At 55.7% G+C, this 26,032-nt stretch carries 29 protein-coding genes and 1 pseudogene; 13 read left to right on the top strand and 17 right to left on the bottom strand.

What is annotated here, in order from left to right; genetic code table 11:
* Positions 1-245 precede the first annotated feature (245 nt).
* From JCR24_RS00230 to JCR24_RS17440, 3 genes are all read right to left on the bottom strand, one after another.
* Positions 246-488: a DUF2584 domain-containing protein gene (locus JCR24_RS00230; RefSeq protein ID WP_013524392.1), complete on the bottom strand. Its 243-nt coding sequence runs from the start codon at positions 486-488 to the stop codon at positions 246-248.
* 92 nt (positions 489-580) lie between these two features.
* Positions 581-1,369 (bottom strand): alpha/beta hydrolase family protein, encoded by a 789-nt coding sequence (locus JCR24_RS00225; protein WP_238979888.1) that lies wholly within the window; start codon positions 1,367-1,369, stop codon positions 581-583.
* Positions 1,370-1,441: 72 nt separating this feature from the next.
* Positions 1,442-1,570: a hypothetical protein gene (locus JCR24_RS17440; protein ID WP_255781154.1), complete on the bottom strand. Its 129-nt coding sequence runs from the start codon at positions 1,568-1,570 to the stop codon at positions 1,442-1,444.
* 89 nt (positions 1,571-1,659) lie between these two features.
* Between JCR24_RS17440 and JCR24_RS00220 the strand changes: the two genes are divergently transcribed.
* Genes JCR24_RS00220 through JCR24_RS00210 form a run of 3 tightly spaced genes read left to right on the top strand, consistent with a single transcriptional unit; the run spans position 1,660 to position 4,267 of the window.
* The gene (locus tag JCR24_RS00220) at positions 1,660-2,664 is read left to right on the top strand and encodes an ABC transporter substrate-binding protein (protein WP_238979887.1); all 1,005 of its coding nucleotides are present in this window, start codon (positions 1,660-1,662) and stop codon (positions 2,662-2,664) included.
* A gap of 18 nt (positions 2,665-2,682) precedes the next feature.
* Entirely contained in the window at positions 2,683-3,474 is a 792-nt protein-coding gene (locus JCR24_RS00215; protein WP_238980003.1) for an ABC transporter ATP-binding protein, read from the top strand.
* A complete protein-coding gene (locus JCR24_RS00210) occupies positions 3,458-4,267 on the top strand; it encodes an ABC transporter permease (RefSeq protein ID WP_238979886.1) in 810 nt (269 codons plus the stop codon). The genes JCR24_RS00215 and JCR24_RS00210 overlap by 17 nt, the downstream gene beginning before the upstream one ends.
* Before the next feature lie 124 nt (positions 4,268-4,391).
* Here JCR24_RS00210 and ytkD read toward each other — a convergent pair whose 3' ends face one another.
* The 4 genes from ytkD to JCR24_RS00190 all read right to left on the bottom strand — a co-directional run bounded on the left by ytkD (position 4,392) and on the right by JCR24_RS00190 (position 6,325).
* Positions 4,392-4,883, bottom strand: coding sequence for an RNA deprotection pyrophosphohydrolase (gene ytkD, locus JCR24_RS00205; protein WP_238979885.1), 492 nt, complete (start codon positions 4,881-4,883; stop codon positions 4,392-4,394).
* Between the two features lie 58 nt (positions 4,884-4,941).
* Complete coding sequence (locus JCR24_RS00200) at positions 4,942-5,274, bottom strand: hydrolase (RefSeq protein ID WP_238979884.1); 333 nt, start codon at positions 5,272-5,274, stop codon at positions 4,942-4,944.
* Between the two features lie 61 nt (positions 5,275-5,335).
* Entirely contained in the window at positions 5,336-5,731 is a 396-nt protein-coding gene (locus tag JCR24_RS00195; protein WP_011232332.1) for a phage holin family protein, read from the bottom strand.
* A gap of 153 nt (positions 5,732-5,884) precedes the next feature.
* A complete protein-coding gene (locus tag JCR24_RS00190) occupies positions 5,885-6,325 on the bottom strand; it encodes a Dps family protein (protein ID WP_011232333.1) in 441 nt (146 codons plus the stop codon).
* Positions 6,326-6,877: 552 nt separating this feature from the next.
* On the opposite strand from JCR24_RS00190, the gene ytzI reads away from it, so the two are divergent.
* Positions 6,878-7,039, top strand: a complete 162-nt coding sequence (ytzI, locus tag JCR24_RS00185; protein WP_080706505.1) for a YtzI protein — start codon at positions 6,878-6,880, stop codon at positions 7,037-7,039.
* Between the two features lie 22 nt (positions 7,040-7,061).
* On the opposite strand, the gene JCR24_RS00180 is transcribed toward ytzI, so the two are convergent.
* Complete coding sequence (locus tag JCR24_RS00180; protein ID WP_011232335.1) at positions 7,062-7,538, bottom strand: S-ribosylhomocysteine lyase; 477 nt, start codon at positions 7,536-7,538, stop codon at positions 7,062-7,064.
* A 213-nt stretch (positions 7,539-7,751) separates the two neighbouring features.
* On the opposite strand from JCR24_RS00180, the gene yidD reads away from it, so the two are divergent.
* The 4 genes and pseudogenes from yidD to JCR24_RS17625 all read left to right on the top strand — a co-directional run.
* Positions 7,752-7,997, top strand: a complete 246-nt coding sequence (gene yidD / locus JCR24_RS00175; RefSeq protein ID WP_238979883.1) for a membrane protein insertion efficiency factor YidD — start codon at positions 7,752-7,754, stop codon at positions 7,995-7,997.
* Between the two features lie 85 nt (positions 7,998-8,082).
* A complete protein-coding gene (locus tag JCR24_RS00170) occupies positions 8,083-9,267 on the top strand; it encodes a GTP-binding protein (RefSeq protein ID WP_238979882.1) in 1,185 nt (394 codons plus the stop codon).
* A gap of 79 nt (positions 9,268-9,346) precedes the next feature.
* Positions 9,347-10,333 (top strand): metal ABC transporter substrate-binding protein, encoded by a 987-nt coding sequence (locus tag JCR24_RS00165; RefSeq protein WP_238979881.1) that lies wholly within the window; start codon positions 9,347-9,349, stop codon positions 10,331-10,333.
* A gap of 48 nt (positions 10,334-10,381) precedes the next feature.
* Positions 10,382-10,510, top strand: a pseudogene (locus JCR24_RS17625) (cytochrome d ubiquinol oxidase subunit II); the annotation flags it as partial.
* A 106-nt stretch (positions 10,511-10,616) separates the two neighbouring features.
* On the opposite strand, the gene JCR24_RS00160 reads toward JCR24_RS17625, so the two are convergent.
* From JCR24_RS00160 to JCR24_RS00145, 4 genes are all read right to left on the bottom strand, one after another.
* On the bottom strand, positions 10,617-12,575 hold the full coding sequence (locus JCR24_RS00160; RefSeq protein WP_238979880.1) for a beta-propeller fold lactonase family protein: 1,959 nt from the start codon (positions 12,573-12,575) through the stop codon (positions 10,617-10,619).
* 96 nt (positions 12,576-12,671) lie between these two features.
* Positions 12,672-14,750 carry a hypothetical protein gene (locus tag JCR24_RS00155; RefSeq protein WP_238979879.1) on the bottom strand — a complete coding sequence of 693 codons (2,079 nt, stop codon included), beginning with the start codon at positions 14,748-14,750 and terminating at the stop codon, positions 12,672-12,674.
* Positions 14,751-14,896: 146 nt separating this feature from the next.
* Positions 14,897-15,385 (bottom strand): hypothetical protein, encoded by a 489-nt coding sequence (locus JCR24_RS00150; RefSeq protein WP_238979878.1) that lies wholly within the window; start codon positions 15,383-15,385, stop codon positions 14,897-14,899.
* A gap of 18 nt (positions 15,386-15,403) precedes the next feature.
* Positions 15,404-15,694 carry a DUF2325 domain-containing protein gene (locus tag JCR24_RS00145; RefSeq protein WP_013144398.1) on the bottom strand — a complete coding sequence of 97 codons (291 nt, stop codon included), beginning with the start codon at positions 15,692-15,694 and terminating at the stop codon, positions 15,404-15,406.
* 326 nt (positions 15,695-16,020) lie between these two features.
* Here JCR24_RS00145 and JCR24_RS00140 point away from each other — a divergent pair, with 326 nt between their 5' ends.
* Both JCR24_RS00140 and JCR24_RS00135 read left to right on the top strand, forming a co-directional pair.
* Positions 16,021-16,182, top strand: a complete 162-nt coding sequence (locus tag JCR24_RS00140) for a DUF1540 domain-containing protein (protein WP_075261389.1) — start codon at positions 16,021-16,023, stop codon at positions 16,180-16,182.
* 65 nt (positions 16,183-16,247) lie between these two features.
* The gene (locus JCR24_RS00135) at positions 16,248-16,445 is read left to right on the top strand and encodes a hypothetical protein (protein WP_015731616.1); all 198 of its coding nucleotides are present in this window, start codon (positions 16,248-16,250) and stop codon (positions 16,443-16,445) included.
* A gap of 306 nt (positions 16,446-16,751) precedes the next feature.
* Here JCR24_RS00135 and JCR24_RS00130 read toward each other — a convergent pair whose 3' ends face one another.
* The 5 genes from JCR24_RS00130 to JCR24_RS00110 all read right to left on the bottom strand — a co-directional run bounded on the left by JCR24_RS00130 (position 16,752) and on the right by JCR24_RS00110 (position 23,086).
* Positions 16,752-18,224, bottom strand: coding sequence for an o-succinylbenzoate--CoA ligase (locus JCR24_RS00130; RefSeq protein WP_238979877.1), 1,473 nt, complete (start codon positions 18,222-18,224; stop codon positions 16,752-16,754).
* A 116-nt stretch (positions 18,225-18,340) separates the two neighbouring features.
* Positions 18,341-19,159: a 1,4-dihydroxy-2-naphthoyl-CoA synthase gene (gene menB, locus JCR24_RS00125; RefSeq protein WP_011232345.1), complete on the bottom strand. Its 819-nt coding sequence runs from the start codon at positions 19,157-19,159 to the stop codon at positions 18,341-18,343.
* On the bottom strand, positions 19,160-19,972 hold the full coding sequence (gene menH, locus JCR24_RS00120) for a 2-succinyl-6-hydroxy-2,4-cyclohexadiene-1-carboxylate synthase (protein ID WP_020278047.1): 813 nt from the start codon (positions 19,970-19,972) through the stop codon (positions 19,160-19,162).
* A complete protein-coding gene (menD, locus tag JCR24_RS00115; RefSeq protein WP_238979876.1) occupies positions 19,969-21,717 on the bottom strand; it encodes a 2-succinyl-5-enolpyruvyl-6-hydroxy-3-cyclohexene-1-carboxylic-acid synthase in 1,749 nt (582 codons plus the stop codon). Before menD ends, menH begins: the two co-directional genes overlap by 4 nt.
* Entirely contained in the window at positions 21,710-23,086 is a 1,377-nt protein-coding gene (locus JCR24_RS00110; RefSeq protein WP_238979875.1) for an isochorismate synthase, read from the bottom strand. Before JCR24_RS00110 ends, menD begins: the two co-directional genes overlap by 8 nt.
* A gap of 167 nt (positions 23,087-23,253) precedes the next feature.
* Here JCR24_RS00110 and JCR24_RS00105 point away from each other — a divergent pair, with 167 nt between their 5' ends.
* The 3 genes from JCR24_RS00105 (at position 23,254) to JCR24_RS00095 (ending at position 25,972) form a co-directional block, all read left to right on the top strand.
* Positions 23,254-24,183: a 1,4-dihydroxy-2-naphthoate polyprenyltransferase gene (locus JCR24_RS00105; RefSeq protein ID WP_238979874.1), complete on the top strand. Its 930-nt coding sequence runs from the start codon at positions 23,254-23,256 to the stop codon at positions 24,181-24,183.
* Positions 24,184-24,268: 85 nt separating this feature from the next.
* Complete coding sequence (locus JCR24_RS00100; protein ID WP_238979873.1) at positions 24,269-25,078, top strand: yteA family sporulation protein; 810 nt, start codon at positions 24,269-24,271, stop codon at positions 25,076-25,078.
* Positions 25,079-25,177: 99 nt separating this feature from the next.
* Entirely contained in the window at positions 25,178-25,972 is a 795-nt protein-coding gene (locus JCR24_RS00095) for a TIGR00266 family protein (protein WP_033006918.1), read from the top strand.
* The last annotated feature ends 60 nt before the right edge of the window (positions 25,973-26,032 follow it).

Raw genomic sequence — 26,032 nt, 5'->3', positions numbered from 1 at the left:
GATATTCGCTCTCCGCGGCCAAACTCCTTCTCCTCCCCCCTACTTTTTTATGGTATGATCAAACGTCGCACAGGAAGTCCTCAAGCAAAGGCTATTTTTATGCTTGTCTGAATCGGCCTGACGCCACAAGTTAACTATAGACGGAAAAAACTTGAGCCAAGAGCGCAAACCGTTCTTCCGTTTGCGCTCCTGTCCGATGAACCCGTTCAGCTCTCATTCAGCCGCTTCGTGGTGTGCAGCCTCGTTCAATTCGTCGAATACAGGCTGACGAGCTCATACGTCACCGTCGTCCGGCTGCCTTCCCATTCGAGCTTTCTCACGACCGCGACGCCGCTCGCTTCGCTTTGCACCGTCCGGCGCACTTCAAGCGGCACGTCAAGCGGATACAAGCGGTAGCCTTCTTTTTTCAACACAAACACATTTCCTTGAACGCGCTGTTCCTTTCCTTTTGTCACAATGACCGTCTGCAGCTCCATCGGCATGCCCATATGATTCCAACCTCCTTGGCACCCCATCGATTCGTTGGCGGCCGCGCCGCCACCCGAGCGGCGCACGCAGCCGCCCCTCTAGTTGTATCGTATCACATCGTCGGCTGTTGTTTCATCCATTCCGTGAGCCTTTGCACCGTCTCGTGATTGGCTTGCGGCGGAAAATAGTGGGTGAACTCAGGGAAGTACCAAGCCGTGACCGGTTTGCCGAGCTGCTTCAGCCGCCGTTCCAGCCGCCAGGCGTGTTCGATCGACACGTTTTCATCGCGCTCGCCGTGGATGATGAGCACCGGGGCCTTGAGCCGTTCCAGATGATAGAGCGGCGTGCGGTGCCGGTAGCGCTCCGGGCATTTGTTCGGCGTCCCGCCGATGACGCGCTTCATCATCCGCCGCAAGTCAGGCCGCTCCCAATACGTAAGCTCCATATCCGCCACCCCTCCCCAGACCGCCACCGAACAGACCCCCTCGGCCATTAGGGCGGCATGGAGCGCCATCGCCCCGCCGCGCGAGAAGCCAAACACGTGCACGCGCCCGGGATGGACGAGCGGATGGCGGCGAAGGAGATGAAACCCAGCGAGCGCGTCATAACGGTCTTCACCGGCGAAATCTTCGTTTCCTTCTCCGCCCCCATTGCCGCGATAGAGCGGAGCGAAGACGACAAACCCGTGCGAAGCGAATTGGACAAGGCGCGGCACCCGCACTTGCCCGACGTTTTTGATGCCGCCGCGCAAATACAAAAACCCGTCATAAACGCCTTTTCGCTTCGGCGCCGCTAAAAATCCTTTCACCTTCAGCCCTTGGGACATATAGGTGACAAAGAACACATCGATTCCCGGATGCGGCGACGGAAACCGGTATTGGTCGATGATGTCCCCGTCCATACGCCTGCCTCCTTCCTATGCGAAAACAGATGATGCGAACCAACCGTCATCATTCCCCAACGCCTTCTTTCATTAGGGCAAGTGGGGATGTCCGACTGCCTCGCCGCTCTTGCATGCCGCCCCTTGGCCGAGCGTCAGCTTGAAAAAGCCCTGGAGCGCGAGGAGCGTCCCGACCGCCGCCCGTTCTCGTTCGACCGCCATTTTTTCTAGGCATTCACACATTTTTGCTGCGTGCATACGATAAGGTGAAACCACGGTTTACCGCATGCGAACCAAGGGGGTTAACGAACATGAAAAAATGGGCCGTATGGTTATGCTCGCTTCTCTTGCTTTTGCCGCTTTCCGCCTGCACGAATGACGGGGGCCAAAGCGAAAAGCCGCTCAAAAAAGTGCGGCTCGCCGAAGTGACGCACTCGATTTTTTACGCACCGCAGTACGTCGCCCTGGCAAAAGGCTTCTTTAAAGAAGAGGGGCTGGATGTCGAACTGACGACGACATGGGGCGGCGACAAAACGATGACGACGCTGCTTTCCGGCGGCGCGGACATCGCCCTTGTCGGCTCGGAAACGTCGATTTACGTCTACAGCCAAGGAACGGACGACCCGGTCATCAACTTTGCCCAACTGACCCAGACGGACGGAACGTTTCTCGTCTCGCGCAAAAAAATCGGCCACTTTACATGGGAGATGTTGAAAGGAAGCACGTTCCTCGGTCAACGGAAAGGCGGCATGCCGCAAATGGTCGGCGAGTTTGTGCTGAAAAAACACGGCATTGACCCGCACAACGATTTGCATCTCATTCAAAACGTCGATTTCGCCAATATCGCCAACGCCTTTGCGAGCGGGACGGGCGATTTCGTCCAGCTGTTTGAGCCGACGGCAAGCCTTTTCGAACAAGAAGGGAAAGGCTATATCGTCGCTTCATTCGGCACGGAGTCCGGACGCGTTCCGTACACATCGTACATGGCGAAACAAAGCTATATGAAAGAACATCATGACGCGATCGCGAAATTCACGCGCGCGATTTACAAAGCGCAGCAATGGGTCGAATCGCACAGCGCAGCTGAGGTGGCGAAAGCCATTCAGCCGTATTTCAAAGACACCGATTTGGCTTTGATCGAAAAAGTCGTCGACCGCTACAAAAGCCAAGGGACCTACGCGACCGATCCGATTTTGGATGAAGAAGAATGGAACCACTTGCAAACCATTATGGCCGAAGCCGGCGAGCTGCCGAAGCGCATCGACCTGAACACGCTTGTTGATTCGTCGTTTGCCAAAAGCGCGATGAACAAGTGACGAAAGCGGGTGAACGAAATGTTTCTTGTCATCGACCGCCTTTCGCACACGTATTTGACAAAAACGACCGCTGTCACTGCACTCGATGATGTGTCGCTGTCCGTCGAGAAAGGAGAATTTGTCTCCTTTCTCGGCCCAAGCGGCTGCGGCAAAACGACGCTTTTGTCCATCATCGCTGGGCTGATTGAACCGACGGAAGGAACGATCTTCATCGAAGGCAACCCGCTGCGGACGGCTGAAACAGATGTCCCGATGACACGCCGGGCGGTCGGCTACATGCTTCAGCAAGACTACCTATTCCCATGGAAAACGATCGAAGAAAACATCCTTCTCGGCTTAAAAATGACTAGAACGCTAACTGCTCAAACCAAAGAACGGGCGCTCGCTCTGCTGGCGGAGATCGGCCTAGCCGGCGTCGAGTCGTATTACCCGAGCCAGCTGTCCGGCGGCATGCGCCAGCGTGCGGCGCTCGTGCGCACGTTGGCGACCGACCCGAAGCTGCTTTTGCTTGATGAACCGTTTTCCGCCCTCGATCAACAAACAAAGCTGAAACTGGAAGAACTCGTTTGGAAGACGTTAAAACAATACGAAAAAACAGCGGTGCTCGTCACCCATGACATCGAAGAAGCCATCGCCATGAGCGATCGCATTTTCTTGTTTTCACCGCGCCCTGGGCGCCTTGTGCGGACGTTTGTCATCCCGGATGAACTGCGCGGCCGCCCGCCGCTTGCCGCCCGCCAGCAGCCATCGTTTCCGGCGCTCTTTCAATCCATTTGGAAGGAGATGGAGGCCCTTGAATCCGCCCAATGAACGCATTGAAGCGCTGCACACAGAATACCTCACCGTCTTGCGCAAAGAACAGCGGATCATCCGCCTTTGGCAGACGGTGCTGCTTGTCGCCTTTTTCGCCGTCTGGGAAGCGGCAAGCCGCTTCCATTGGGTCGATCCCCTTCTATTTAGCTCTCCATCCGCCATCGCCAAGCTGTTTGTCGAAAAAATGAGCGACCACTCTCTGTTCGCCCATACATGGGCGACGCTGTTTGAGACCCTGCTTGGATTTTTCATCGGCACAGCCGGCGGGGCGCTGATTGGCGCGCTTCTTTGGTGGTTTCCGCGTCTGGCGAAGACGCTTGATCCGTATTTGGTCGTGTTCAACGCCATGCCAAAAGTCGCCCTCGGGCCGATTTTGATCGTCGCTCTTGGACCGGGATTTACGTCCATCATCGCCATGGGCGTCGTCATCTCCATCATCATCACGACGATCGTCGTCTATTCGGCGTTCCAAGAGGTCGATCCGAACTATTTGAAAGTATTGCGGACGTTCGGCGCCACCCGCTACCAATGCTTTAAAGAGGCGGTGCTGCCGGCGTCGTTCCCGGCGATCATTTCGACGTTGAAAGTGAACGTCGGCCTCGCTTGGGTCGGCGTCATCACCGGCGAGTTTCTCGTCTCGAAACAAGGGCTTGGGTATTTAATCATTTACGGCTTCCAAGTGTTCAACTTCACGCTTGTATTGATGAGCCTGCTCATTGTCGCTTTGTTGTCGACTGTTATGTACCAACTTGTTGCCATCGTCGAGAAAAAATGGGGCAGCCGCCGTTAAGAGACGTTCGTAAACGATCGACGGGCGTCTCTTTTCATTCCTGACGTCGGGCCGGCATCCGCCCATACCCCCTTGGCTTCTTCCTTCATGGAACCGGATGACCAACAAAAGCCGTCTAAAATCATCACCGCTCTCCGCTTCTTTCCCCTCGGCTGATCAGTCCGCGCTGTTTCAACTCGGCAAGCGAAAGCGAAAGGACATCGTCTTTCATGATATAGCTGAACCGTTCATCCGTGCGGATGTCATCCGGCAGTGCCTCAAGCAGCACCGGGCCGTTCGTTTCCAAATACGCCCCCCGCTCGACGAGCGCAGCGATGTCGGCAAAATAAATGTTTTTCACGATATCCGGCTCCACTTTATATTGGCCGATGTATTCGAGCCGGCCGACGATTCCCCCCGTTTCTTCCATCACTTCGCGGGCCGCGGCTTCCGCCGCTGTTTCCCGTTCTTCCACCTTGCCGCCGGGGAACTCAAGGCCGCGGCGCGGATGATCCGTCAACAGCCATCGCCCGCCATAGCGGCAAATGACCCATACATGCCCGGGGGAGGGGGAAAACGGATGATCGGCAAAGGCCAGCCGAACGCGATGTCCGTAATAATCGCGAAATTCATGCATCGGACTCTCCCCTTTCCTCTCCCCATTATACAGAAAAACGCCGCTCGACTCGCGGCGTTTACGGTTCTTTTTCGTCCGGGAGAATGCCCATCGAGCGGATGTGCGCTTTCGCTTCGTCGTTGCCGAGCTCATAAATCATTTTGTAAATGTCGACCATCGTCCGGTCGTACGCATCGTTTTCCCGATCATAGTGGTATTGGATGTACGGCACATGGGTGCGCCAAAACGCCTGCCAGTCGGTGGAGTAGTTTTGGTCAAAATACTCGCGCAGGCGTGCGATTTCCTCGTCGGTCGCCTCAATTTGAAAGTCCCACGGCGATGCCGTTTTCAACTGGGAAATTTCCCCGTGCGCCATTGAGACGTAATACGTCTTTTTTTGTTCATCTGCCACCTTCATCCACTCCTTCTTTTGCTCTTTTTGCTTAGTGTGGGGCAATCGGGGAAAACTATGCTCATTTTATTTCATCTTTCAACAGCTCGATCGCCTTGCGCAGCACGGACGGGATCGGAACGCCCGCCCGGCCGGCGTTTTCCACAATCGAGATAAACTCATTGGCGATATAGAAAAAAATGATCGCATCGCGGATGACATGCATGTTCCATCCAATGGCCAAATCGACGAGATGCGATGCCGCCACCAGAATGAAAATCAACAGTTTGCGGATGATGCCGCGAAAGCCGACTTGACTTGATAGCTTGCCTTCAACCGCGCTGGCGGCGATGCCGGTGAGGTAGTCGACAATGACCAAAGCAAGCAAAATCACGACAAATGAGTCCACGCTGCCGACAAACAGCGACAAAAACGAACCGAACAGCGACACGGCAACCATCGGGATCGGCTTGTTCACGCTCCCCCCTCCTTGAACATAGGATACGCATAACTATCGTATGCCCGGAGGGGAGAACGCGGCGCGGCGCATTCCCTAAAAAATCGCCCTTTTTCGACAAAGAAAGGACGAAGCAAAAGGCCGTCCCCCGGCCTGAGGACAGCCTCCTTATTCTTATCGTCCTAAGAACGATTTCAACATCCAGACGTGTTTTTCCAAGCTGCGATGAATGCCAAGCAGCATATCCCCCGTCGTTTCATCGTTCACTTCATCCGCCAGCTGCATGCCTTCTTTCAATTCGCCGATCATCGTTTCAAAGTCGCCGACAATCGAAGCGACCATTTGCTCCGCCGTTTCCGTCCCGGCTGCTTCTTTGACGGACGCCTGCTTGAGGCAGTCTTTCATCGTCGCCACAGGCTTGCCACCCAAGGCCAACAGCCGCTCGGCCAGTGCGTCAATGTGGGTCGCGGCTTCGTTGTACAGCTCTTCGAATTTTTCATGCAGCGTGAAAAACTGCGGCCCGGTGACATACCAATGATAGTTGTGCAATTTCACGTACAACACAGTCCAGTTGGCGATTTGCTTGTTGACAAGATCGATCAGTCGAGTTGTCATCCTCTCACTCCTCCTCATGGTTCTTGTACCCAGCTGGCTTGTTGGTCAACTACCCCCACTTAGCTAACGCTTGAAGTGGGGGCTTGCAACTCCCCAGAAGTGCGAGCGGACTTCGTCCTCCTTCCTTGACTTGGGGTTGCATCAGGGGCAGGTTGACGACTGCCCAACGACGCAGGTCATGCCTGCATCGTTACCGATTCTCTCGGTGTGTCTGTTGGCAGTACTTGGCTTCCACACACAACAGACAGACCTACGCTCGATGTTTTACGGTTGCAACGTTTCCTGCAACCAACCCCATCCATCGAGCAGCCGTGATTGGAGTGCCTTTATTGAACAGTTTTCTCCACGCCTTTATTCGATCATACACAAAAGAAAGGGGGAACGCGCATTCCTCTCCCACTTACTCCCTTTGGTCGTTGAGTGGGAGTCTCCTGCGCGAAATAGAGATGAAACATGGAAAACGTGTCGATGGATAGCTTGCCCGATTTCACCGGAAATATGAACGCCAGCTCTGCCAGATATGGTATAATAAAAAGAAAAAAGGCGGGCGTCATGATGTACTGGACCTTGATCGTTTGCCTCATCATCGCCGCTGTCGTTCTTGCGCTGGCGGTCGTCACGACTTCCAAAGCGTATGCCTACAAGCATACGGTCGATCCGCTCCCGAATGAACGCGGCGGCGAACAACAAGCCGGCCCGAAGCAGCCGCAGTAGCGGCGCGGGGCCGGCTTGTTCATCAACCAAACACCTTTTTCAACTCTTCTTTCTCTTGCGAAAGCCAAAAGCGCATCAGCTGTTTGGCCGCCTCTAGATCATGCAGCTTCGCTTGGCCGCATTGCCGCTCGGTCGCGGCTGGCACTTCCGTCGCGGCGAGCGCGTCCTTCATGGCTTCTTCCAACAAATCAATGATCTCGTCCACGGTTGGCGAGCCGCTCACGACAAGATAAAACCCGGTTTGGCAGCCCATCGGCGAGATGTCGATAATATCGAAATGATCATATTTGGCCGCATGTCGGCGCAGCGTATACGCAAGCAGGTGCTCGAGCGTATGAATCGCGGCCGGGTCCATCGCTTCTTTGTTCGGCTGGCAAAAGCGAATGTCAAACTTATTGACGACGCCGTCACTGCCGACTTTGTGAACGCCGCAATGCCGAACGTACGGCGCTTTGACCGCGCAATGGTCCAATTCAAAGCTTTCCACCGGTGAAGGCATGTCAATCACTCCTAGCTATTTTGATCCTCTTTCTTTATCATAACCAAAACGAGGAGCGTCCCGCATCTTTTTTGCCTCTCGCTTGGCGTCTATGCCCAAAAAGCAAGGTCTGGGCGAGCGCCCCCATTCCGAGCGAACGACAGTCGTTTTGCTTGAACAAAAGAAAGGTTTGTTCTATTGTAATCATGATGATCACAGAAAGGAGAACTGGGCATGGGCCAATGGCTGATTTGGTGCATCCGCTTTTATCAACGCTTCCTTTCTCCGCTCAAGCCGCCGACATGCCGCTTTTATCCGACCTGCTCGAACTATGGCATCGAAGCGATCCAGCGCTTTGGCGCGCTCAAAGGGGGATGGCTGACGGCGAAGCGCATTTTGAAATGCCACCCGTTCCATCCGGGCGGTTTTGATCCCGTTCCTGAACCATCAGAACATGCGAAAAGAAACAAAATCACTTAATGGCCTTGCCATTTGCTTGATTTTTTTATATGATTAATCCTGTAAATCGTAATGATTATGATTTTCAAAAAAGGAGGCGCCACAGATGAAAAAAATCCCTGTCACGGTATTAAGCGGTTACTTAGGATCAGGAAAAACGACTTTGCTTCATCATATCTTGCACAATCGGGAAGGAAAAAAAATCGCCGTCATTGTCAACGATATGAGTGAAATCAATATTGATGCCGAACTCGTTCGGCAAAACGGCTTTTTCCGCACCGAAGAAAAGCTCATCCAAATTCAAAACGGCTGCATCTGTTGCACCTTGCGGGAGGATTTAATCAAAGCGGTCGATCAGCTTGTCGAAAACGGGGAAATCGACTATATTGTCATTGAATCTTCCGGAATCAGCGAACCGATTCCCGTTGCGCAAACGTTTACGTATTTGGATGAGGAACTTGGAATCGATCTATCCCGAAAATGCCGATTGGACACCATGGTGACGGTTGTCGACGCCAACCGTTTTTGGACGGACTTTTCCTCGGGAGAAACCTTGCTTGACCGCCAACAGGCCGTCGATGAAACGGACAGCCGCGAAATTGCGGATTTACTCATTGAACAAATCGAGTTCGCCAATGTCATTGTCGTGAATAAAATCGATCTTGTTTCGCCGGAGGAAGTTCAAAAACTGCAAAAAGTGCTCCAAAAGCTGAATCCAGAAGCCGTCATCATCCCGGCCACTTTCGGCCAAGTGCCGCTCGATTCCATTTTAAACACCCACTTATTTGATTTTGAAAAAGCAAGCCAATCAGCCGGCTGGATCAAAGAGCTGAATGAAGAGCACACACCCGAGACTGAACAATACGGCATCTCTTCCTTTGTTTATCGAAGAAAGCGGCCGTTTCATCCGGAACGTTTGATGAATTGGCTTGAAAACTGGCCCACGGAAGTCGTGCGCGCGAAAGGATTTATTTGGCTCGCGTCTTGGAACGACTGGTGCATTCTCCTATCGCAAGCAGGGACATCCATCTCCATGCAAGCAGCAGGACGATGGATGGCTTCCTATCCAGAAGAGGACATCAAACAGCTGTGGCAAGAAGAGGAAGGATGGCGGGAAAAGTGGGATGAGACCTACGGCGATCACTTGACCGAACTCGTGTTGATTGGCATCAATATGAACGCAGATCGCATCGAGCGATCGCTCGACGAATGTTTGCTGACGGATGAGGAGATGAAGGAAGATTGGACGCTGTTGCCCAATCCGTTTCCTTCATTGATCCCTTCGGCCTAAACGGCGATCCATCATTTTCAAATCGTAATGATTACGATATAATAAATGCGGACATCTTGAGCCCAGAAAGGAGTTCAATATGAGACTACCATCCATTCTTTTGTCTTTCCTTTTGGCGGCAAGCGCCTGGCTATACGGCTGCCAAGCAAAACCGGAGGCACATAAGGCCCAAACATCGAACGACCCATTGACGATTTATACAACCGTCTATCCGCTTGAAGACTTTACGAAAAAAATCGGCGGCGACGCTGTGAACGTCAAAAGTGTTTACCCGCCGGGAGTGGAAGCCCATACGTTCGAACCGACAACCAGAACCGTGCAGCAGATTGCCGATGCGGACGCCTTCATTTACATTGGCCACGGGATGGAACCGTTCGCCGAAAAACTGCAGGAAACATTACAAAATGAGCACGTCCGATTTCTCGTTGCTACAAACGGCATCGAATTGCTTGAATCGAACCATGAACAGGAGCATGCGCATGGCGAAGGGCACAAAGACGAACACGGAGAGGGACATGAGGAAGAACATGGCCATGAACACGGAGACAAAGATCCTCACGTATGGCTTGACCCCATCCGATCCATTGCGATCGCCGAGAACATCCGCGATTTGCTGATTGAACTGAAACCTGAAAAAAAAGACCTGTTTATGCAAAACTTTGAAACGTTAAAGATGAAACTCGAGCGCCTTGACGGGCAATTCCGTTCAACAGTGGAGAAAGCTCCCAGAAAAGAGATGCTCGTTTCCCATCAAGCTTACGGATATTGGGAAGACCGCTACGGAATCAAACAGCTGAGTGTTTCCGGGCTTTCTCCGAGCAACGAACCATCGCAAAAAGAGCTGACTCAGCTCATCCAGACAGCCAAACAGCATCACATCCGCTATGTCATTTTCGAACAAAATGTTCATCCCAAAACGGCGGAAGTGATTCAGAACGAAATCGGCGCCAAGCCGCTCCGTCTGCATAACTTGGAATCGCTGACCGATGAAGATCGAAAAGCCCACAAAGATTACTTTGCTCTTATGGCCGAGAATCTCCGCGTGCTGCAAAAAGCCCTTCATTGAAATACAACCGCCTGCCTCTTTCGATTGAGGCAGGCGGTTTCGTTTCCTTTTCCCCATCCGGATACATTCCGGGCGCTGTTTGCCTCCTACATCGTGGGCTTTCTCATTTTGTTTCCCGGCTTCGTCTATTTCTGGCGTTTGTTTATGCACGATAAGCGCTATGTACGGCCAAAATAACAAGGAAAAAGGTGTCCCCAACACGCGTGGGACACCTTCCTTTATGACGGTGCTATCTTCTGCCCTGCAGAAAGAAAAGCCCCCTTTTCCTCACCCATCACTCTCACTATTGCAGCGAGCGGACATAGGCCGCAATGGCCGCAATTTCTCCCGGCGTCAATGTTTGCACTTCTTTCGTCCGATGGCGCCGGATTGCTTCCTCGATCGTTTTCGCGCTGCCGTCATGCAAATACGGGGCTGTCGCCCATACGCCGCGCAGCGTCGGCGTATCCCACTGCTTGGGCGTCCGCGGGTTTGTGAACCGGGCGCGGGCGTCGCCTTTGGAGGCGCGGTCCTTCGGATTGGCCGTGCCGATGTCGTGCAAGTAGGCGGTATTGGCAGTCGTCAATTTCCCGTCCGGCCCGACCGCCTTGACGCTGTCGGTGAAATACTCGCCCCCATGGCAGCTTAAGCAATTCCCTTTCCCGTTAAACAGGCGCTCCCCTTCCTTCGCTTCCGCCGTCAAGCTGCCGTCGCGGTTCCGGTACGGGCTTTTCGGCACGGGGAACGAACGCGGGTCGTTCAAGTAGGCGAGAATGGCGTCAAACATATGCTGGACGTTCGGCGGCAGCGGCTTGGACGGGTCGATCGTCATCATGCCGCCCATCTCGCCTTGCACGGTATGAATGTAGTCGGTAAAATCGTCGCGCGACCCATCCCACATAAACAGCCCGGTTTTCGTCGCCAAAATATTGCTCGGCACGTTGCGCGGCCCTTTCGCCGTCATGAGCGTCAAGCCGTTGATGTCGCCGTCGCTATGGCACGAAGCGCAGCTCATCCAATTGTTCCCTGTGATGTTGATGGCAAACTCGTCGCTGTTGGCGCTGTAAAAGATCGTTTTTCCTTCACGCACGAGCGGGGAGAGCGAATCTTTCGCAATGAGGCGGATCGTGCCGCTCTCCTGCTTCGCTTTCGCATATGGGCTTTTTCCTCCGGTTTTGATCACGGCCAAATCATGGCTCATGGCGTTGTGGACGTAAAGCGTCTTCCCATCCGGCGAAATCGCGATCCCGCGCGGATTGTTGCCGTGGATGCGTCGCAAAATTTGCGTCGCCTTGCCGCCGCGGCGCAAGTCAAAGACGACGAGATCCTCGCTTCCAGACATGACCGCGTACGCTTTGCCGCCGTCCGGGGAAAACGCCACATCGTACGGATTGGAGACGATGATCGTCTCGTTATGGACATCCGTGACATTGATCGCGGCAAACAGCTCTTTCCGCTCGTCCGGCAACTCAACGTCTTTCGTTGCATCAATGACCGAGATGGCCGGAAAGACCGTTTCCTCAAATTGGATCGGCGTATCGATGTTCGTCAATAAGTGCGGAATATACGCTTTTTTGCCGTCCGGGGCGATGACGATTTGCTCAAGCGTGTTCGGAACGCCTTGGCTCTTTTTTCGATCGGCTTTGTCCGGCGACGGGGCGAGGGCGATTTCCTTGACCGCCCGCCGTTTCTTTGTGTCAATCACGGTGACTTTGGCCGCCAAATATTGCGTCACGTACAGCTTCCTTCCGTCCGCTGTCAGCGCCAGCGCCCGCGGCCGATCGCCCGCTTGGATGTCTTTCGTCCGCTTCCCGCTCTCAGCGTCAAACACCGAGACCGTGCCCGAGCGGTAGTTGGCGACATATACTTCCGCCCCATCCGGACTGGTGACGATGCCGAACGGCTCGATCCCCGTTTTCCAACGGTCGACGACTTTCCGCTTGTCAAGCGACACGACGTCCACTTCATCATCGTACATGCAGGAAACATACAGCGTCCGTCCATCCGGGCTGAGCGCCAGCTGGCGCGGTTCGCGGCCGACGGGAATTTCCGCTTCCTTCGTTTTCGTTTTCGCGTTGATGATTGTCACTGTATCCACATCGATGTTGGCGGTGTAGACATGGCGCCCGTCGCTGCTTACGGCGATGTTGTCGCCGTGCGCCGGGGCATGTCTGACCACTTTCGGCTGCTCATGCCATGCCTTTTCGTCCTGACAGCCGGCCAACAGCGCGGCGATCGCCGCGGCGAACCACCATTTTCGCATTTCAATATTCCCCCGTTTTTTCACGAAAATGATAACCATCCTCAATTTTACAAAGAAAAGCGGCGAATCTCAATCGTATTCGCCGCTTTCTTTCTGTTATTTGTTGGCGGATCCAACGTTGACCTTGACCGTCCGCAACACCGGCGCCACGCCGTATGGGCCGCCGGCCGCCTGCACTTGCGGGACATGGTCGCGGTCAGTGTTGCCCAATTTTTTCCCTTTGATGTAGACATCTCCCGTATCCCAAAACTCACTTGCCTGCATCCCTTCCTGAAGCGTCGGGCCATCGACGATCCGGTCGTAAAAGTCGACGTAGCGGGAGATGATCGTTTCGCGGTCAAGGGATTTCGCCGTCTCATCCGCTTGGTCGTTGTTCAAGTTTTGCAAGGCCACGCGGAACACCCCCGACAACGCGCCGGCGAGCCACGGGGTGTACTTGTCCTCTTTTTCTCCCGTATGGTACACGTGCCATTTTTGATCCCAAAAATGTTTGTCCATTGCCTCATAAACACGGCGCGCCGCATCGCGGTATGCTTCGTCTTTCGTCGCCAAAAACGCCGCCGTCAGCCCGCGGATCGCGCCAAGCTGGGCAAGAAGCGTCGGCTCGTCTTGATCCGGCCCTTGGCCGATCGTATAGCCGTTGGCGACAAGTCCGTCTTTTCGCATCAAGTTGTGCATGATAAAATCCGCTTGCCGGCGGATGAGCTCGAGCGCCCGCTTTCCTTCCGGCGTGCCGAGCCCTTTGGCGCTCTCTCCGCTCGCATAGCCGACCGGCATCCCGTCAATCGCCCGTTCGAAGATGCGGAGCGCTTCCATTGTATAGCCGGCTTGGAACGTATCGACCCGATTTCCTTGCGTTCGCCCGTCATGTTCGGTCACAAACGCGCCCGCTTTTTCATTGAAATGCATGGCATCGATGTTGCGGAACACTTGCAGCAGCACGTCGCGGTTGACGGAATACGGGTCGTCGGCCACGCGGTCGTTGGCTGGATCGGCATCCACATTTTCTTTTGCCGCTTTCGGGAACGGTTTTCCGTCAAACACGGCCAAAAACGCGGGGTTTTGGTTTTTGTTTTCCGGCCGCTGGTCGGTCATGCCGAAAAACTCCGCCGCCGGCCATAGCATGAGCCATTGGTCCTCAAGCAAGCTGCGGGGATCTTTGACGACCAACTTCGCCGCATCCGGCGCCAGCTCGCTTCCCCCTTCAGCCACTTCCACCGCGTGCGGCAAATAGACGAATCCCCCGCTTGGGTTGTAGCGGCTGCCGGCTGCCTTCGTCAACGCCTGCTGCTTCGCATCATAAAATAAATGGTCACGGATAAAAGACAGCTTGTTCCATATTTGTTCCGTCAAAATCATCCCTTGCATCCCGTCGGCGGAGCTGACGCCAAGAGCGACGTTCCCGCTTTGATCGTCGTTTGGCGTTTTCGCCTCCACCTCTTCATCGCTGTCTTTTTGATGAAAATTGCCCAAAAAGTCGCCGGCCCAAAGCGCTTGCTTCAAAAAGACGCCGCCGTAAGCCGATGGCGTGAGCACTTTGTCCATTTTTCCGCGATCCCAGCGAAGCGATTGGAAATCGACTTGATAGACGGGAACGTATGTACCGTCGTCATTTTCCGCGTACACGTCCGTGTCAACCTTTTGCGCATAATGCGGATCGCCGCCGGCGTACTCGATGAAGGTCGGGAACATGTTGCGGAAAATTTCCTCGCGCGGATAGCCGACGCTGTCCGCAAGCTCATAAAAACGGTCGGCGAGCGCCTGATCGGCTGGCTTATGCCGCTGTTCGGCCCGTTGCTTGGCGATCGGGCCGTTTATGAGATGGAGCCCGAGCCCTGACTTTTCCGTCACCTCATACATGGCTTCTTCGGAATACTCGTATGACTCGATGCCGGCCGTATAGTCAAATTTCGTCGGCTCATCCGGCTTTCTCGCATCAAGGGTGTCCAAATCAAGCCCGAGCCCTTCCGCCAACGGCTCTCCGGACAGCTCAAATTCGGAGTAGGCAAACATATTGCCGGCCGTATCAAAATGATCGTCCGCCACCGGCACGTGCAGGCGCGGCGCTTCCGCTGAACGGCCGTTCTCTTTCTCCCCGACGGCGGAACAGCCGGACGCCAAAAGCAGCGAGGCCGCCGCCGACGTGGCCATGACTTTCCAAGGCATGCGTTTCATGACTTGCTCCTCCATTTTATTTAAAAATAACGATTTTCATTTTCAACCTATTTCATTATACGCCGGCGATCCCCTTCATTCAAGCCGGAATCCGTTCCATCACATTCCGCCCGAGAAAGACGCTTTTCATGCCTCTTCTCCTTCCCTTAAGCCGGAATCCACTCAATGCGGCGTCCGCCCGTCCATAAAAAGCAGCATTCCAGTTCGTTCGGACAACGTCCGATTGTTTTGCGGCATAAGGACGACGCCGTTTCTTTGCATCGCCGAATGGCTTCCTCTTCCTCACACCACAGCAGCACACGAACCCGGTCGCGGTAAACGATGTACAACTCCCGATCCGCTTCTTCGCCCAATCCGCCGTCCGCCAGCAGCAGCGGCTTGCATGCCGCCTCTTCCATCGAACCGAAAAACTGCAGCAAATGATCCGTCACCTTGGCCAACACAAGTCCGTAATGCAACGGCGTCGGAAACATCGACAAAGGAAGGAGCGAACGGTGCTGATCAATCAACCGGAGCAAGCAAAGCGGCGACCGCAGCGAAGGGGCGGTGTCGCAATACGCTTGAATGACGCGGCGAAGAAACCAGTGCAACGCATACGGCCAGACATCCAACGTCTCGTGATGGATAGGCACCATGGCTCGCCTCCTGTTTGTTCATGCATGTTTTCCCAGCTGCTCCAACACGGCGTTTATCGAGCTCCATGACCGTTTCGCAAAATAAATAGGCTTGTCTTTGCTTTTCGCCTTCTCTTTCACTTTCTTCGCCAAATTATGGTTCACGTAATCGATCATGACCAATATGGCGTCGACATGCTCCGGAATGTCGCGTTTCACCATATTCACTTTTCGTCCATTGAGATGAATGATTTCCCGGAATCCGGAACGCTCCAATTTATCGGTAATATGGCCTAAATGATCGGCTCCGACAACAAGCAGTGATGCCATCACGAAAGCCTCCTTTGCTCGCTTCTTTCTTTTTTATTTTAATTGAGAATGATTTTCTATGTCAATTATAACAAGAAATATTTTCATCATTTTTTTGGGCGATGAGCCCCCGCTTCAACGATGGTAAAGAAGGAAACGCCATTTCTGCACGAAATCCTTCTTTTATATTTGGGGCAGCGTGGGAGAACAACCATGATGGAAGCTGTCGATTGCCCCTGCTTCCGTTGATCCCAAGCGGGAGTCTTCTCGGTTAGAGATGGATAAAATGCCTGCAAATGCGTCAAACTATAGACGCGGGCGATTTCATCACGACAAGGGGGATGACCATGGCGAAAGATGTTCTTTGCGAAGTGCGCAACTGCCATTATTGGGCGGAAGGGAACCGCTGCAGCGCGGAGTCCATTTATGTGGTCAGCCATGCCGGAAACATGGCGTCTGATTCCACGGAAACAGATTGCAAAACGTTTGTTCCGGCCCATGAAGCATAATGCGAGACCAACGAGGCGCTGTCCGGCCGACCGGGCGGCGCTTGCATCGTTCGAGGGGGATGACGATGGACAAACGCGCCAGCCTCATTCAAGCGCTGCAAACGGAAATGAAGCGGGCCGCTTTAGGAACATACCCAGCTTGCATCGACTCCTTCGCCCGTTTGTGGGATTATGAGTTCGGTTCGTTTGATCAGCTCCCACCTGAGATTGAACGGCTCGTCGCCCATCGGGCCGCTGAACTCGGGTGGATGGATGACGTTTGAGGGCCGTCCATTTCGAAACCAACGCCAGATGGAGCAAAAAACGACGTTGGATGGTCATCCCTATGTTTCCATCTGCGCTATGGAAATCGGCCGTGCAAGGGATGACGTTTGACTGCCGTCCTCCAACAGGGGACAAAGCGGATGGATGAAGCTGGATCGCAGCGGTCTAAAAGCAAGGGCTTCGATTCGGCGAACGCCATGCCTCCCGGTCGGAACGCCGCGGGAATGGCAGCGGCAAAAAGGCAGGAACCTCGACCTAGACGAGGCCCTGCCTTTTCTGCTTCCGAACAGGCGTTTTTACTCCTATCAAAACGTTTGTTCCGTTTTTGGAATGAGCCTTTTCAGTTCGCGGCGCAGCAGTTTTTGCGCGGCGTTGCGCGGCAGTTCGTCGACGAAGTAAATGCGGGCCGGCACTTTATATTTCGCCAGCCGCTCGCGGCAAAACGCGCGAAGGGCCGCTTCGTCTGGCGACGCTCCGCGTTTCAGGCGGACGAACGCATACGGCACTTGCCCCCACGTTTCATTCTCGACGCCCGTCACCCCGGCTTCTTCCACATCGGGATGCGACAGCAGCACCGCCTCCACCTCAGCGGGATAGACGTTTTCGCCGCCGGAAATGATCAAGTCAGAACGGCGGTCAAGGACGTACAAAAATCCGTCTTCATCAAGATAGCCGATATCGCCGGTCAAAAACCAGCCGCCGCGGATCGCTTGCGCCGTCGCTTCCGGGCGTTGCCAATATCCTTTTGTCACATTCGGCCCTTTGACGACAATTTCCCCCGCTTCATGCGGCGCAGCCGGCTTTCCGTCTTTTAGGATGCAAAGCTCCGCCGGAAAAAGCGGCTTGCCGGCCGAACCGAGCTTCGTCAAACTGTATTCCGGCGCGAGCGTCGCGATTTGCGACGCCGTTTCCGTCATCCCGTATGTCTGGTACACCGGGATGCCCTTTTCTTTGCATGCCTCAAGCAGCGGGCGCGGCGCCGGCCCGCCCCCCAGCAGCATGCAGCGGAACGTATCGGGGTAGCGCGCTTCCCCGAGCTCGGCCACCATCCGCTGAAGCATGGCAGCCACGACCGACATGATCGTCACGTCGCCGCGCATGATCCATTCGTTTGCTTCCTTTGGGTCGAATGACGTTTGCAGCCGCATCGGCATGCCATAAATGACGCTGCGCATGGCGATCGACAGGCCGCTGATATGAAACAGCGGCACGGCGGCCAGCCAGCAGTCGCGCTCATGCAACCCTAAATTGAGCGCCGAACCGACCGCGCTCCACCAATGGTTGCCGTACGTTTGCAAGACGCCTTTCGGAGTGCCGGTCGTCCCGGACGTATACATGATCGTGGCGACTTCCTCCAAATCGCACGTTTCTTTTAAGGAGACGTCCACTTCCGGAAGCGCGGCAACCGCGCCCACAGTCAGAACGCGTCCATCGCCGTCAAAGCTCCCGGCTAGCTCCTCATCGGCGATGGCAAGCCGCGCGCCGCTGTCATCAAGCTGCCAGCCAAGCTCATAGGACGTAAGGCGCACGTTTTGCAGCAGGACGCGGGCGCCGAGAAAAAACAACGCATGGATGATCTCGATCATCTCGATGCGATTTTTCATCAGCAAGGCGACAATATCTCCTTCCTTGACGCCTGCTTGAGCGAGGCGCCGCGCCCAGACGGCAGCCGCTTCATACAATTCGGCAAACGTTTTTGTCCGCCGCCCGTCGCTCACGGCGATTCGCTCCGGGGTTAAAAACGCCCGCTGCTTCAGCCAGTTTGGCATCGTTGTCATCTAGCGTCCTCCTTTCTTGCCCCCTCCTCCGCCGACGGCCAGCGAAAGGATTCCTTCCCTTCGGAAAAGCGACAAAAAGCAGCTTGACGCGCCATCAAGCTGCTTCTTCGTTCTCATCACGGGAAGCGCGGGAATTGGCTGAAGTCCGGCTTCCGTTTTTCTTTGAACGCCCGCATTCCTTCCTTCGCCTCTTCGGTCGTGTAGAAGAGAAGCGTCGCGTCGCCGGCGAGCTGTTGGATGCCGGCCAAGCCGTCGGAGTCGGCGTTGAATGCCGCTTTTAAGAAGCGAATGGCCGTCGGGCTTTTTTCCAAAATTTCTTGCGCCCATTTGACCGTTTCTTCTTCAAGCTGCTCAAGCGGCACGACTTTGTTGACCAGCCCCATTTCGAGCGCTTCTTGCGCCGTGTACTGACGGCATAAATACCAAATTTCCCGCGCCTTTTTATGGCCGACGATGCGGGCCAAATAACCGGCGCCATAGCCGCCGTCAAAGCTTCCCACTTTCGGCCCGGTTTGGCCGAAGATGGCGTTGTCCGCGGCGATCGTCAAATCGCATACGACATGAAGCACATGCCCACCGCCGATGGCATAGCCGGCGACCATCGCAATGACCGGCTTCGGAATGACGCGGATGAGCCGCTGCAAATCAAGCACATTGAGGCGCGGAATTTCATCCTCGCCGACATAGCCGCCATGGCCGCGCACTTTTTGGTCCCCGCCCGAGCAAAACGCCTTGCCGCCGGCGCCGGTCAAAATGATGACGCCGATATTCGAATCATCGCGCGCTTTCGTAAACGCATCGATCATCTCGTTCACCGTTTTCGGCCGAAACGCGTTATGTACTTCCGGACGGTTGATCGTAATTTTGGCGATGCCGTTGTACGTTTCGTAAATAATATCCTCATAGTCGTACTGCTTCACCCATTCAAACGGCATTTACACTTCCCCCTTTGTCATGAATTCACTTACTATTTTAGCAAAAATGCCGGGCTGTTCCACGTGAATTGCATGTCCGGCTCCTTTTACACAGATAAGTTCGCTGTTGGGCAGCCGCTCGTGCATTTGGGCGGCGATGCGGCAAAACTTCTCATCGCGCTCCCCGCAAACAAGGAGCACAGGCATGGCAAGTTCGCCAAGCCGTTCCCAAAACGACGGCTGCACGCCGGTCCCCATCCCGCGCAAACTGTTGGCAAGCCCCGTTGCCGTATGGCGGAGCCGCTCGCGGCGAATCGCCGCTCGCACCGGATCCGGGAGCGTCTGCTGAGTGGCAAACAGCGGGATTTTTTCCCAATCATCGACAAAAGCACGGACGCCTTCCGTTTCGATCTTTCGCGCCAACGCCTCATCCGCTTCCCGCCGCGCGCGCCGCTCCTCCTCTGTCTCCAAGCCGGGCGAACTGCTTTCCAGCACTAAGCGGCGAACGCGGCGCGGATGCCAAACGGCGAACGCCAACGCGAGCCGGCCGCCCATCGAGTAGCCGAGCACGTTCACTTGTTCGACGCCCCATTCGTCAAGGAGCGCCGCCAAGTCAGCCGCCGCGTGTTCGATCCGATACCGTCGGGCGTCCTTTGGCGCCTCGGTCCGCCCATGGCCCAACAAGTCGACGGCCATCACACGGAAGTCCGGCCAAAACGGGGCGAGCGGCCGCCACGTGTCCGCGCTGCCCGTAAACCCGTGAAGCAACAGAAGCGGCTCTCCTTCTCCGTATTGTTCCACATGGTAACAAACCCCATTCACCATCATGGTCATGCCAATCCTCTTGATTCGAGATATTTCGCGATTTCCCGGGCAACCTCGTTCCACAACAATCGATGCATTCGGACATTTTCCGCGCGCGACGTGCGCACTTCAATGACATGAAGCCCGCCTGATGACAATGATTCCGATACATGGCGGCGGAACTCCACCCAATGGTGCGGCACCGTATGGCGGCCGCCGTACATCTCGACGGCGTGGGCAAACGACAAATCCGTCGGCGTGCCAAACAGCGTTTCAAACGCCCCTTTATGGCGCGCCTGCGGCAAAAACGAGAAAATGCCGCCGCCGTTGTTGTTCAACAACACAATGGTAGCTGACAACGAATGCATCTTCGCCGCCAACAAGCCATTTACATCGTGGTAAAACGACAAGTCGCCGATCACCAGCACAAGCGGGTTCGCGGCAACGCTTGCGCCCAAGGCGCTCGAGACGACTCCGTCAATGCCGTTGGCGCCGCGGTTGGCCAAAACGCGAAGCGGCTTGTCCGTCGCAAAGAGAAACGTATCCGCATCGCGAATCGGCATGCTGTTGCCGACAAACAGCGCCGCCCCGGCTGGAAGCAAATTGGCAAGTTCCGTGAACACGTTCCCTTCAAACCATTCTTCTTTTGGCAGATGGCGCTCAAGCGCCGCGCGGGCGATCGCGTTCATCTCTAGCCATATCGCCGACCACGCGCTTTTGTTTTCTTTCGGTTTCGCCCATTCAAGAAGCTGGCGGCAAAGAATCCATTCATCACTCTGAACGAAGCTGTCCGCGGACAACGTTGGATCGCGCCAGCCGCCGTCGTCGACAACAATTTGACGAATCGCGCGATGGCGCTTGAGCCATAAAAAGAGCGGCTTCGACACCGGCATGGCGCCGAACCGAAGCACCACATCCGGCACAAGCTTGGAAGCGGCGGTTTCCTCCCGCAATATGGCGTCATAGCTGTCCAGCACGTACGTTTTGTCATGCGTACCTGCACGCAGTTGGGAAAGCGGATCGGCCAAAATCGGAAAATCAAGCGCCCGCGCCAACTCTGTGACCGCCTCGGCAAACCCAGGGCGATCGAGCGGCCCGCAGACGATCACCCCGCGTTCCGCCGCCGACAGCTGCTCATACAGCGCCGATACGCTCTCTTGCGGCAGCGCTGGGCGGCCGCGCCACACTTGCGGCGCTCTCGAAACGGACCGCACCCGCTCCCAAACCGCCTCATCGATATGCGGGACAAGCGGCTCGCGAAACGGCGCGTTCACATGCACAGGCCCACACGGTGCACCGGCGGCCGTTTGAACGGCTCTTGCCGCCATCGTCCGCGCGTATCGCAACATGTCATCCGCCTCTTCCGGCAGCGCCAAGTCCACAAACCACTTGGCGTATCGTCCGTATAAGTGCAACTGATCAATCGCCTGCGGCGCCCCGACATCGCGCAGTTCATGCGGCCGGTCGGCCGTCAGCACCACGAGCGGCACGCGCGAATAGTATGCCTCGACAACCGCGGGCCCATAGTTGGCCGCCGCCGTTCCGGACGTGCATACGAGCGCGACCGGACGCTGCTTCGCTTTCGCCAAGCCGAGGGCGAAAAACGCGGCCGACCGCTCATCGATATTCATATATAGTCGAAGGCCAGGGTGGGCCGCCATCGCGATCGCAAGCGGCGTCGAGCGCGAACCGGGGCTGATCACCGCCTCCGTCACCCCGGCCTGCGCCAATCCGTCCACCAATGCCGCTACATAAACAGACAAGGCATCAGCCATCGTTCATCACTCCCAACGCCGATAACATCGGGGCCATTTTCACATTTGTCTCTTCATATTCGCTGTTTGGGTCGGAATCGGCGACAATGCCGCAGCCGGCAAACAGCATGGCTTCCTTCCCGGCGAGCAAGGCGGAGCGAATGGCGACCGCCCATTCCCCATTGCCGTCGCCATCCACCCAGCCGATCGGCGCTGCATACCATCCGCGGTCAAGCGGCTCAAGGGCGCGGATCACCTCCAGCGCCCGATCGCGCGGCGTTCCGCCGAGCGCGGGTGTCGGATGCATCATTTCCACTAAGCGGAGCACCGAGCGCTCGCGGCAGCCACGGCCGACAACCGGAGTGCATAAATGCTGGATGTGCGGCAGCTTGAGCAGCTGCGGCGCGGGCGGCATCTCAACCGTCTCGCAGACGGAAGAAAACAAGCGGCCGATCATTTGCACAACAAACTGATGTTCTTCGTTGTTTTTTCGATCCGCCTGCAGCCAAGCGCCAAGCCGCTCGTCTTCCTCCATAGCGGCCCCGCGGCGCACCGATCCGGCGAGGCAAACCGACCGGCACGTTTTCCCTTCTTTTTGGACAAGCTGCTCAGGGGAAGCCCCGATAAAACAGTGGCCGTCCTGTTCAAACGCAAAAATGTAAGCAAACGGCTGCTGCTCGCGAAGCCGCTGGAGTACGGTTGCGGCATCCACCGTTTTGGCAAACGCCAGGCGTCGAGCGCGGGCGAGCACTACCTTGTCCAATTCCCCCGCGCGAATCGAAGTGATCGCTTTATGAACAGCCGCCAACCATCGTTCTTTCTCTTCTTCTTCGTCTGACACAAGGCGCGGAAGTTGCTTTGGAGCGGCCATAGGGCCGCTGATCCGCTCAAGCAAGCGCCCGATCCGCTCCCAATCCCTTCCCTGTTGATGGGTCGGCATGGTGACGGTCAACGTCGTTTTGCCGTTTCTTACGGCAAGAAGCGCGGCCGGCGCCACGAGCTTCCCGGCCGGAAAGCCGCGCCACATGTCGGTGCCCGGCCGATACGGGTCAAACGAAAATCCGCCAAACAATAACGGCGGCGCATCGACCGCGCCGTATGGCTCCATCTCCTTCTCCCATCGGCGCCGGCCCGCTTCCACGTCATCAAACCGGCTGTCGGCCTTCTCCGTTTCGATCGCATAAACGGAGCCGAGGCCGACCAATATCGTGCCTCCGGTTCGATCCGCCCAAAAAAACCGTTCGCGGAAGCCGCATGACGGCCCTTGCATAAAAAAAGAAACCGGATCAACGCCCTCCCACGGTTCCGCCCAGCTGACAAACGGCCGCGCTGCATTCACCGCCAATCTATGCAATTGTTGCTGCAGGTGATGTCGAAATCCAATCGCCACGTTCCTCACGCTTTCTGTCGTAAAATTCCCCCTCCATCCCCACTTCCCATTATATATAATAGGAAATCATTTATCTATCGGGAAGGGTTGACATGCTTTCAACGTTTGCCTACACTTATTTTGGACATAAACGAATGACATTTTCACAGAATCTAAGGGGAATGAATATGCAATCATTCACACATATGGACCATCGCCCGCCGGCGCGCCGCGACTGGCGCGTCTTTTGGCGGCTGACGCGCCCGCATACGTTGACGGCGGCGTTTGTGCCCGTATGCGTCGGCACGGTGCTGGCGTTGGGCGAAACGTCTGTCAATTGGCTGCTGTTTGCCGCGATGATGATCGCCTCTTTGTTGATTCAAGCCGCGACGAACATGTTCAACGAATACTACGATTATCAACGCGGCCTCGATTCCGCGGAATCGGTCGGCATCGGCGGCGCCATCGTCCGCGACGGCCTCAAGCCGAAAACGGTGCTGGCGTTGGCGGTTGGCTGTCTTGGGTTGGCTATGCTCATCGGCGTCTACATTTGCGCCGAAAGCAGCTGGTGGCTCGCCGTTGTCGGAACGATTTGCATGGCGGCCGGTTATTTTTACACCGGAGGGCCGGTTCCGATCGCCTATACGCCGTTTGGCGAACTGGCGGCTGGGTTTTTTATGGGCTTTGTCATTATTTTGATTTCATTTTTCATCCAAACAGGCTATATCAGCGGCGGTGCCGTGCTCACCGCCATTCCGATCGCGATTTTGGTCGGCGCCATTTTGCTGGCGAACAATATTCGCGACTTGGACGGCGATCGTGAAAAAGGGCGAAAGACGCTCGCGATTTTGATCGGCCGCAACTGGGCCATCCGCCTGCTCGCTGCCATGTTCGCCGTTGCCTTTCTTTGGACGGCCGCCCTCGTTCTGTTTCACATCGTTCCGCCTTGGGCGCTGCTTGCGCTGTTGAGCATCCCGAAAGCGGTTGCGGCGACGCGCGGATTTATCGGCAAAATCAAGCCGATCGAGATGATGCCGGCGATGAAGGCGACGGCGCAAACGAATACGCAGTTCGGCTTTTTGCTCGCCGCTGGCTTGCTCATTGCCCATTGGCTGTAACACGGTCAACATGACCGTGTTTTTTTTTGATTTTCGCCCATACTACATCATATAGACGCTACTGCGAAGGAAGGGATTGCGACTGATGCTGACGAACGAACAGCTTGCCGCCCTCCGCTCGAGACTGCTCAACATGAAACGGGAGACGGAAGACCGGCTCAAGCAAAACGACCATTTCGGCACGATCCGCAGCCACGCCCACGATGCGGTCGGTGAGCTGGCGAGCTACGACAACCATCCGGCCGATGAGGCGACAGAGCTGTATGAGCGGGAAAAAGATCTCGCCCTAAAGGAGCATGCCGAGCGCGAACTTCGCGAGATTGAACAGGCGCTTGGCGCCATCGTCGACGGCACATACGGAACGTGCTGCGTATGCGGTCGTCCGATCCCATACGAACGGCTCGAAGCGTTGCCAACAGCACTCTACTGCCGTGAGCACAGCCCGGATCAAACGGTGTCGCAAAAGCGGCCGCTTGAAGAGGGCGTGCTGATGCCGCCGTTTGGCAAATTCGATTTCGATGACCGCGCGGAATCGGTCGCTTACGACGCGGAAGATGCATGGCAGGAAGTAGCCCGCTACGGCACGTCCGACACCCCTTCGGACCTTGGCAAAAACGTCGATTCCTACAGCGAAGTGTATGCCGAGTCGGAAGAGAACGTCGGCTATGTCGAAGACTTGGAAAATTTCGCGGCCGTCGATTTGCATGGCCAACGCGTACGTGTGTACCCGACACGGGAGCATGAGCTGCTGGAAAACATATTGGATGACGAAGGCATCATGTCGAACATCGGCGATTTGCCGGCGTATGAAAAAGACCCGTATACATCGAAAGACAGCTACCGCCGGTACGATGAAAGACCGTCCCAGCAGCATTTTGGGGAAACGACTCCATGAAAAAGGCCATCGGCAAGATGGTCTTTTTTGTGAAACAGGCCAATGCCGTTTTCCGTAGTACAGAGCAGAACGTCATATGATCCGAATGGAGGCGAAATGATGAACGCACATGAGATCGATTACCGGCTGTACGGCGATGACATGCAGTTTGTCGAAATCGAGCTCGACCCATACGAAAGCGTGGTCGCGGAAGCGGGCGGGATGATGATGATGGATGACGGCATCGTCATGGAAACCGTATTTGGCGACGGCTCCTCGTCCGGAAAAGGGCTGCTTGGCCGCCTTGTCGGCGCGGGGAAGCGGCTGCTCACCGGCGAAAGCTTGTTCATGACCGTGTTTACCAACCAAGGAAACGGCAAGCGCCGCGTCGCCTTCGCCGCTCCGTATCCGGGAAAAATCATCCCGGTCGATTTGAGCGAACTTGGCGGGAAGCTCATCTGCCAAAAAGACTCCTTTTTGTGTGCGGCAAAAGGCGTCTCCGTCGGCATTGAGTTTCAGCGCAAACTCGGCGCTGGCTTTTTCGGCGGCGAAGGGTTTATTATGCAAAAGTTGGAAGGTGACGGGCTTGCCTTTTTGCACGCCGGCGGAACGATCCACCGCCGCGACTTGCAGCCCGGGGAAACGCTTCGCATTGACACCGGCTGCCTTGTCGCCATGACGAAAGACGTCAACTACGATATTGAATATGTCGGCAGCATCAAAACCGCCTTCTTCGGCGGCGAAGGATTGTTTTTGGCCACCGTCACCGGTCCGGGAGCAGTGTGGGTGCAGTCGCTTCCGTTCAGCCGGCTCGCTGACCGCGTCCTCGCTGCCGCCCCGAGCGCCGGCGGACGGTCGGTCGGCGAAGGCAGCATCCTCGGCGGCATCGGCGACTGGCTCGACGGCGACGACTAAGCGAGAAAGGGCGCTCCGGCCAAACGGAACGCCCTTTTGCTTTTATGCCTTCTCCCTCGA

The sequence above is a fragment of the Geobacillus sp. YHL genome, assembly GCF_022341265.1.
GTDB classification, from domain to species: domain Bacteria; phylum Bacillota; class Bacilli; order Bacillales; family Anoxybacillaceae; genus Geobacillus; species Geobacillus thermoleovorans.
Note: the sequence above shows the minus strand (reverse complement) of the source record. Positions and strands in the feature narration are given on the sequence as shown.

Bases quoted from the DNA above. Each gene is read 5' to 3' on its own strand.
- JCR24_RS00135 (WP_015731616.1), top strand. From the start codon at position 16,248: ATGGACAAACGCGCCAGCCTCATTCAAGCGCTGCAAACGGAAATGAAG.
- JCR24_RS00190 (WP_011232333.1), bottom strand. From the start codon at position 6,325: ATGACAACTCGACTGATCGATCTTGTCAACAAGCAAATCGCCAACTGG.
- JCR24_RS00215 (WP_238980003.1), top strand. From the start codon at position 2,683: ATGTTTCTTGTCATCGACCGCCTTTCGCACACGTATTTGACAAAAACG.
- JCR24_RS00170 (WP_238979882.1), top strand. From the start codon at position 8,083: ATGAAAAAAATCCCTGTCACGGTATTAAGCGGTTACTTAGGATCAGGA.
- yidD (WP_238979883.1), top strand. From the start codon at position 7,752: ATGGGCCAATGGCTGATTTGGTGCATCCGCTTTTATCAACGCTTCCTT.
- menD (WP_238979876.1), bottom strand. From the start codon at position 21,717: ATGGCTGATGCCTTGTCTGTTTATGTAGCGGCATTGGTGGACGGATTG.
- JCR24_RS00150 (WP_238979878.1), bottom strand. From the start codon at position 15,385: ATGGTGCCTATCCATCACGAGACGTTGGATGTCTGGCCGTATGCGTTG.
- menH (WP_020278047.1), bottom strand. From the start codon at position 19,972: ATGACCATGATGGTGAATGGGGTTTGTTACCATGTGGAACAATACGGA.
- ytkD (WP_238979885.1), bottom strand. From the start codon at position 4,883: ATGCATGAATTTCGCGATTATTACGGACATCGCGTTCGGCTGGCCTTT.
- JCR24_RS00165 (WP_238979881.1), top strand. From the start codon at position 9,347: ATGAGACTACCATCCATTCTTTTGTCTTTCCTTTTGGCGGCAAGCGCC.
- JCR24_RS00180 (WP_011232335.1), bottom strand. From the start codon at position 7,538: ATGCCTTCACCGGTGGAAAGCTTTGAATTGGACCATTGCGCGGTCAAA.
- JCR24_RS00155 (WP_238979879.1), bottom strand. From the start codon at position 14,750: ATGAAACGCATGCCTTGGAAAGTCATGGCCACGTCGGCGGCGGCCTCG.
- JCR24_RS00225 (WP_238979888.1), bottom strand. From the start codon at position 1,369: ATGGACGGGGACATCATCGACCAATACCGGTTTCCGTCGCCGCATCCG.
- JCR24_RS00230 (WP_013524392.1), bottom strand. From the start codon at position 488: ATGGGCATGCCGATGGAGCTGCAGACGGTCATTGTGACAAAAGGAAAG.
- JCR24_RS00160 (WP_238979880.1), bottom strand. From the start codon at position 12,575: ATGCGAAAATGGTGGTTCGCCGCGGCGATCGCCGCGCTGTTGGCCGGC.
- JCR24_RS00220 (WP_238979887.1), top strand. From the start codon at position 1,660: ATGAAAAAATGGGCCGTATGGTTATGCTCGCTTCTCTTGCTTTTGCCG.
- JCR24_RS00100 (WP_238979873.1), top strand. From the start codon at position 24,269: ATGCTGACGAACGAACAGCTTGCCGCCCTCCGCTCGAGACTGCTCAAC.
- menB (WP_011232345.1), bottom strand. From the start codon at position 19,159: ATGCCGTTTGAATGGGTGAAGCAGTACGACTATGAGGATATTATTTAC.
- JCR24_RS00130 (WP_238979877.1), bottom strand. From the start codon at position 18,224: ATGACAACGATGCCAAACTGGCTGAAGCAGCGGGCGTTTTTAACCCCG.
- JCR24_RS00105 (WP_238979874.1), top strand. From the start codon at position 23,254: ATGCAATCATTCACACATATGGACCATCGCCCGCCGGCGCGCCGCGAC.
- JCR24_RS00095 (WP_033006918.1), top strand. From the start codon at position 25,178: ATGAACGCACATGAGATCGATTACCGGCTGTACGGCGATGACATGCAG.
- JCR24_RS00140 (WP_075261389.1), top strand. From the start codon at position 16,021: ATGGCGAAAGATGTTCTTTGCGAAGTGCGCAACTGCCATTATTGGGCG.
- JCR24_RS00145 (WP_013144398.1), bottom strand. From the start codon at position 15,694: ATGGCATCACTGCTTGTTGTCGGAGCCGATCATTTAGGCCATATTACC.
- JCR24_RS17440 (WP_255781154.1), bottom strand. From the start codon at position 1,570: ATGGCGGTCGAACGAGAACGGGCGGCGGTCGGGACGCTCCTCGCGCTC.
- ytzI (WP_080706505.1), top strand. From the start codon at position 6,878: ATGATGTACTGGACCTTGATCGTTTGCCTCATCATCGCCGCTGTCGTT.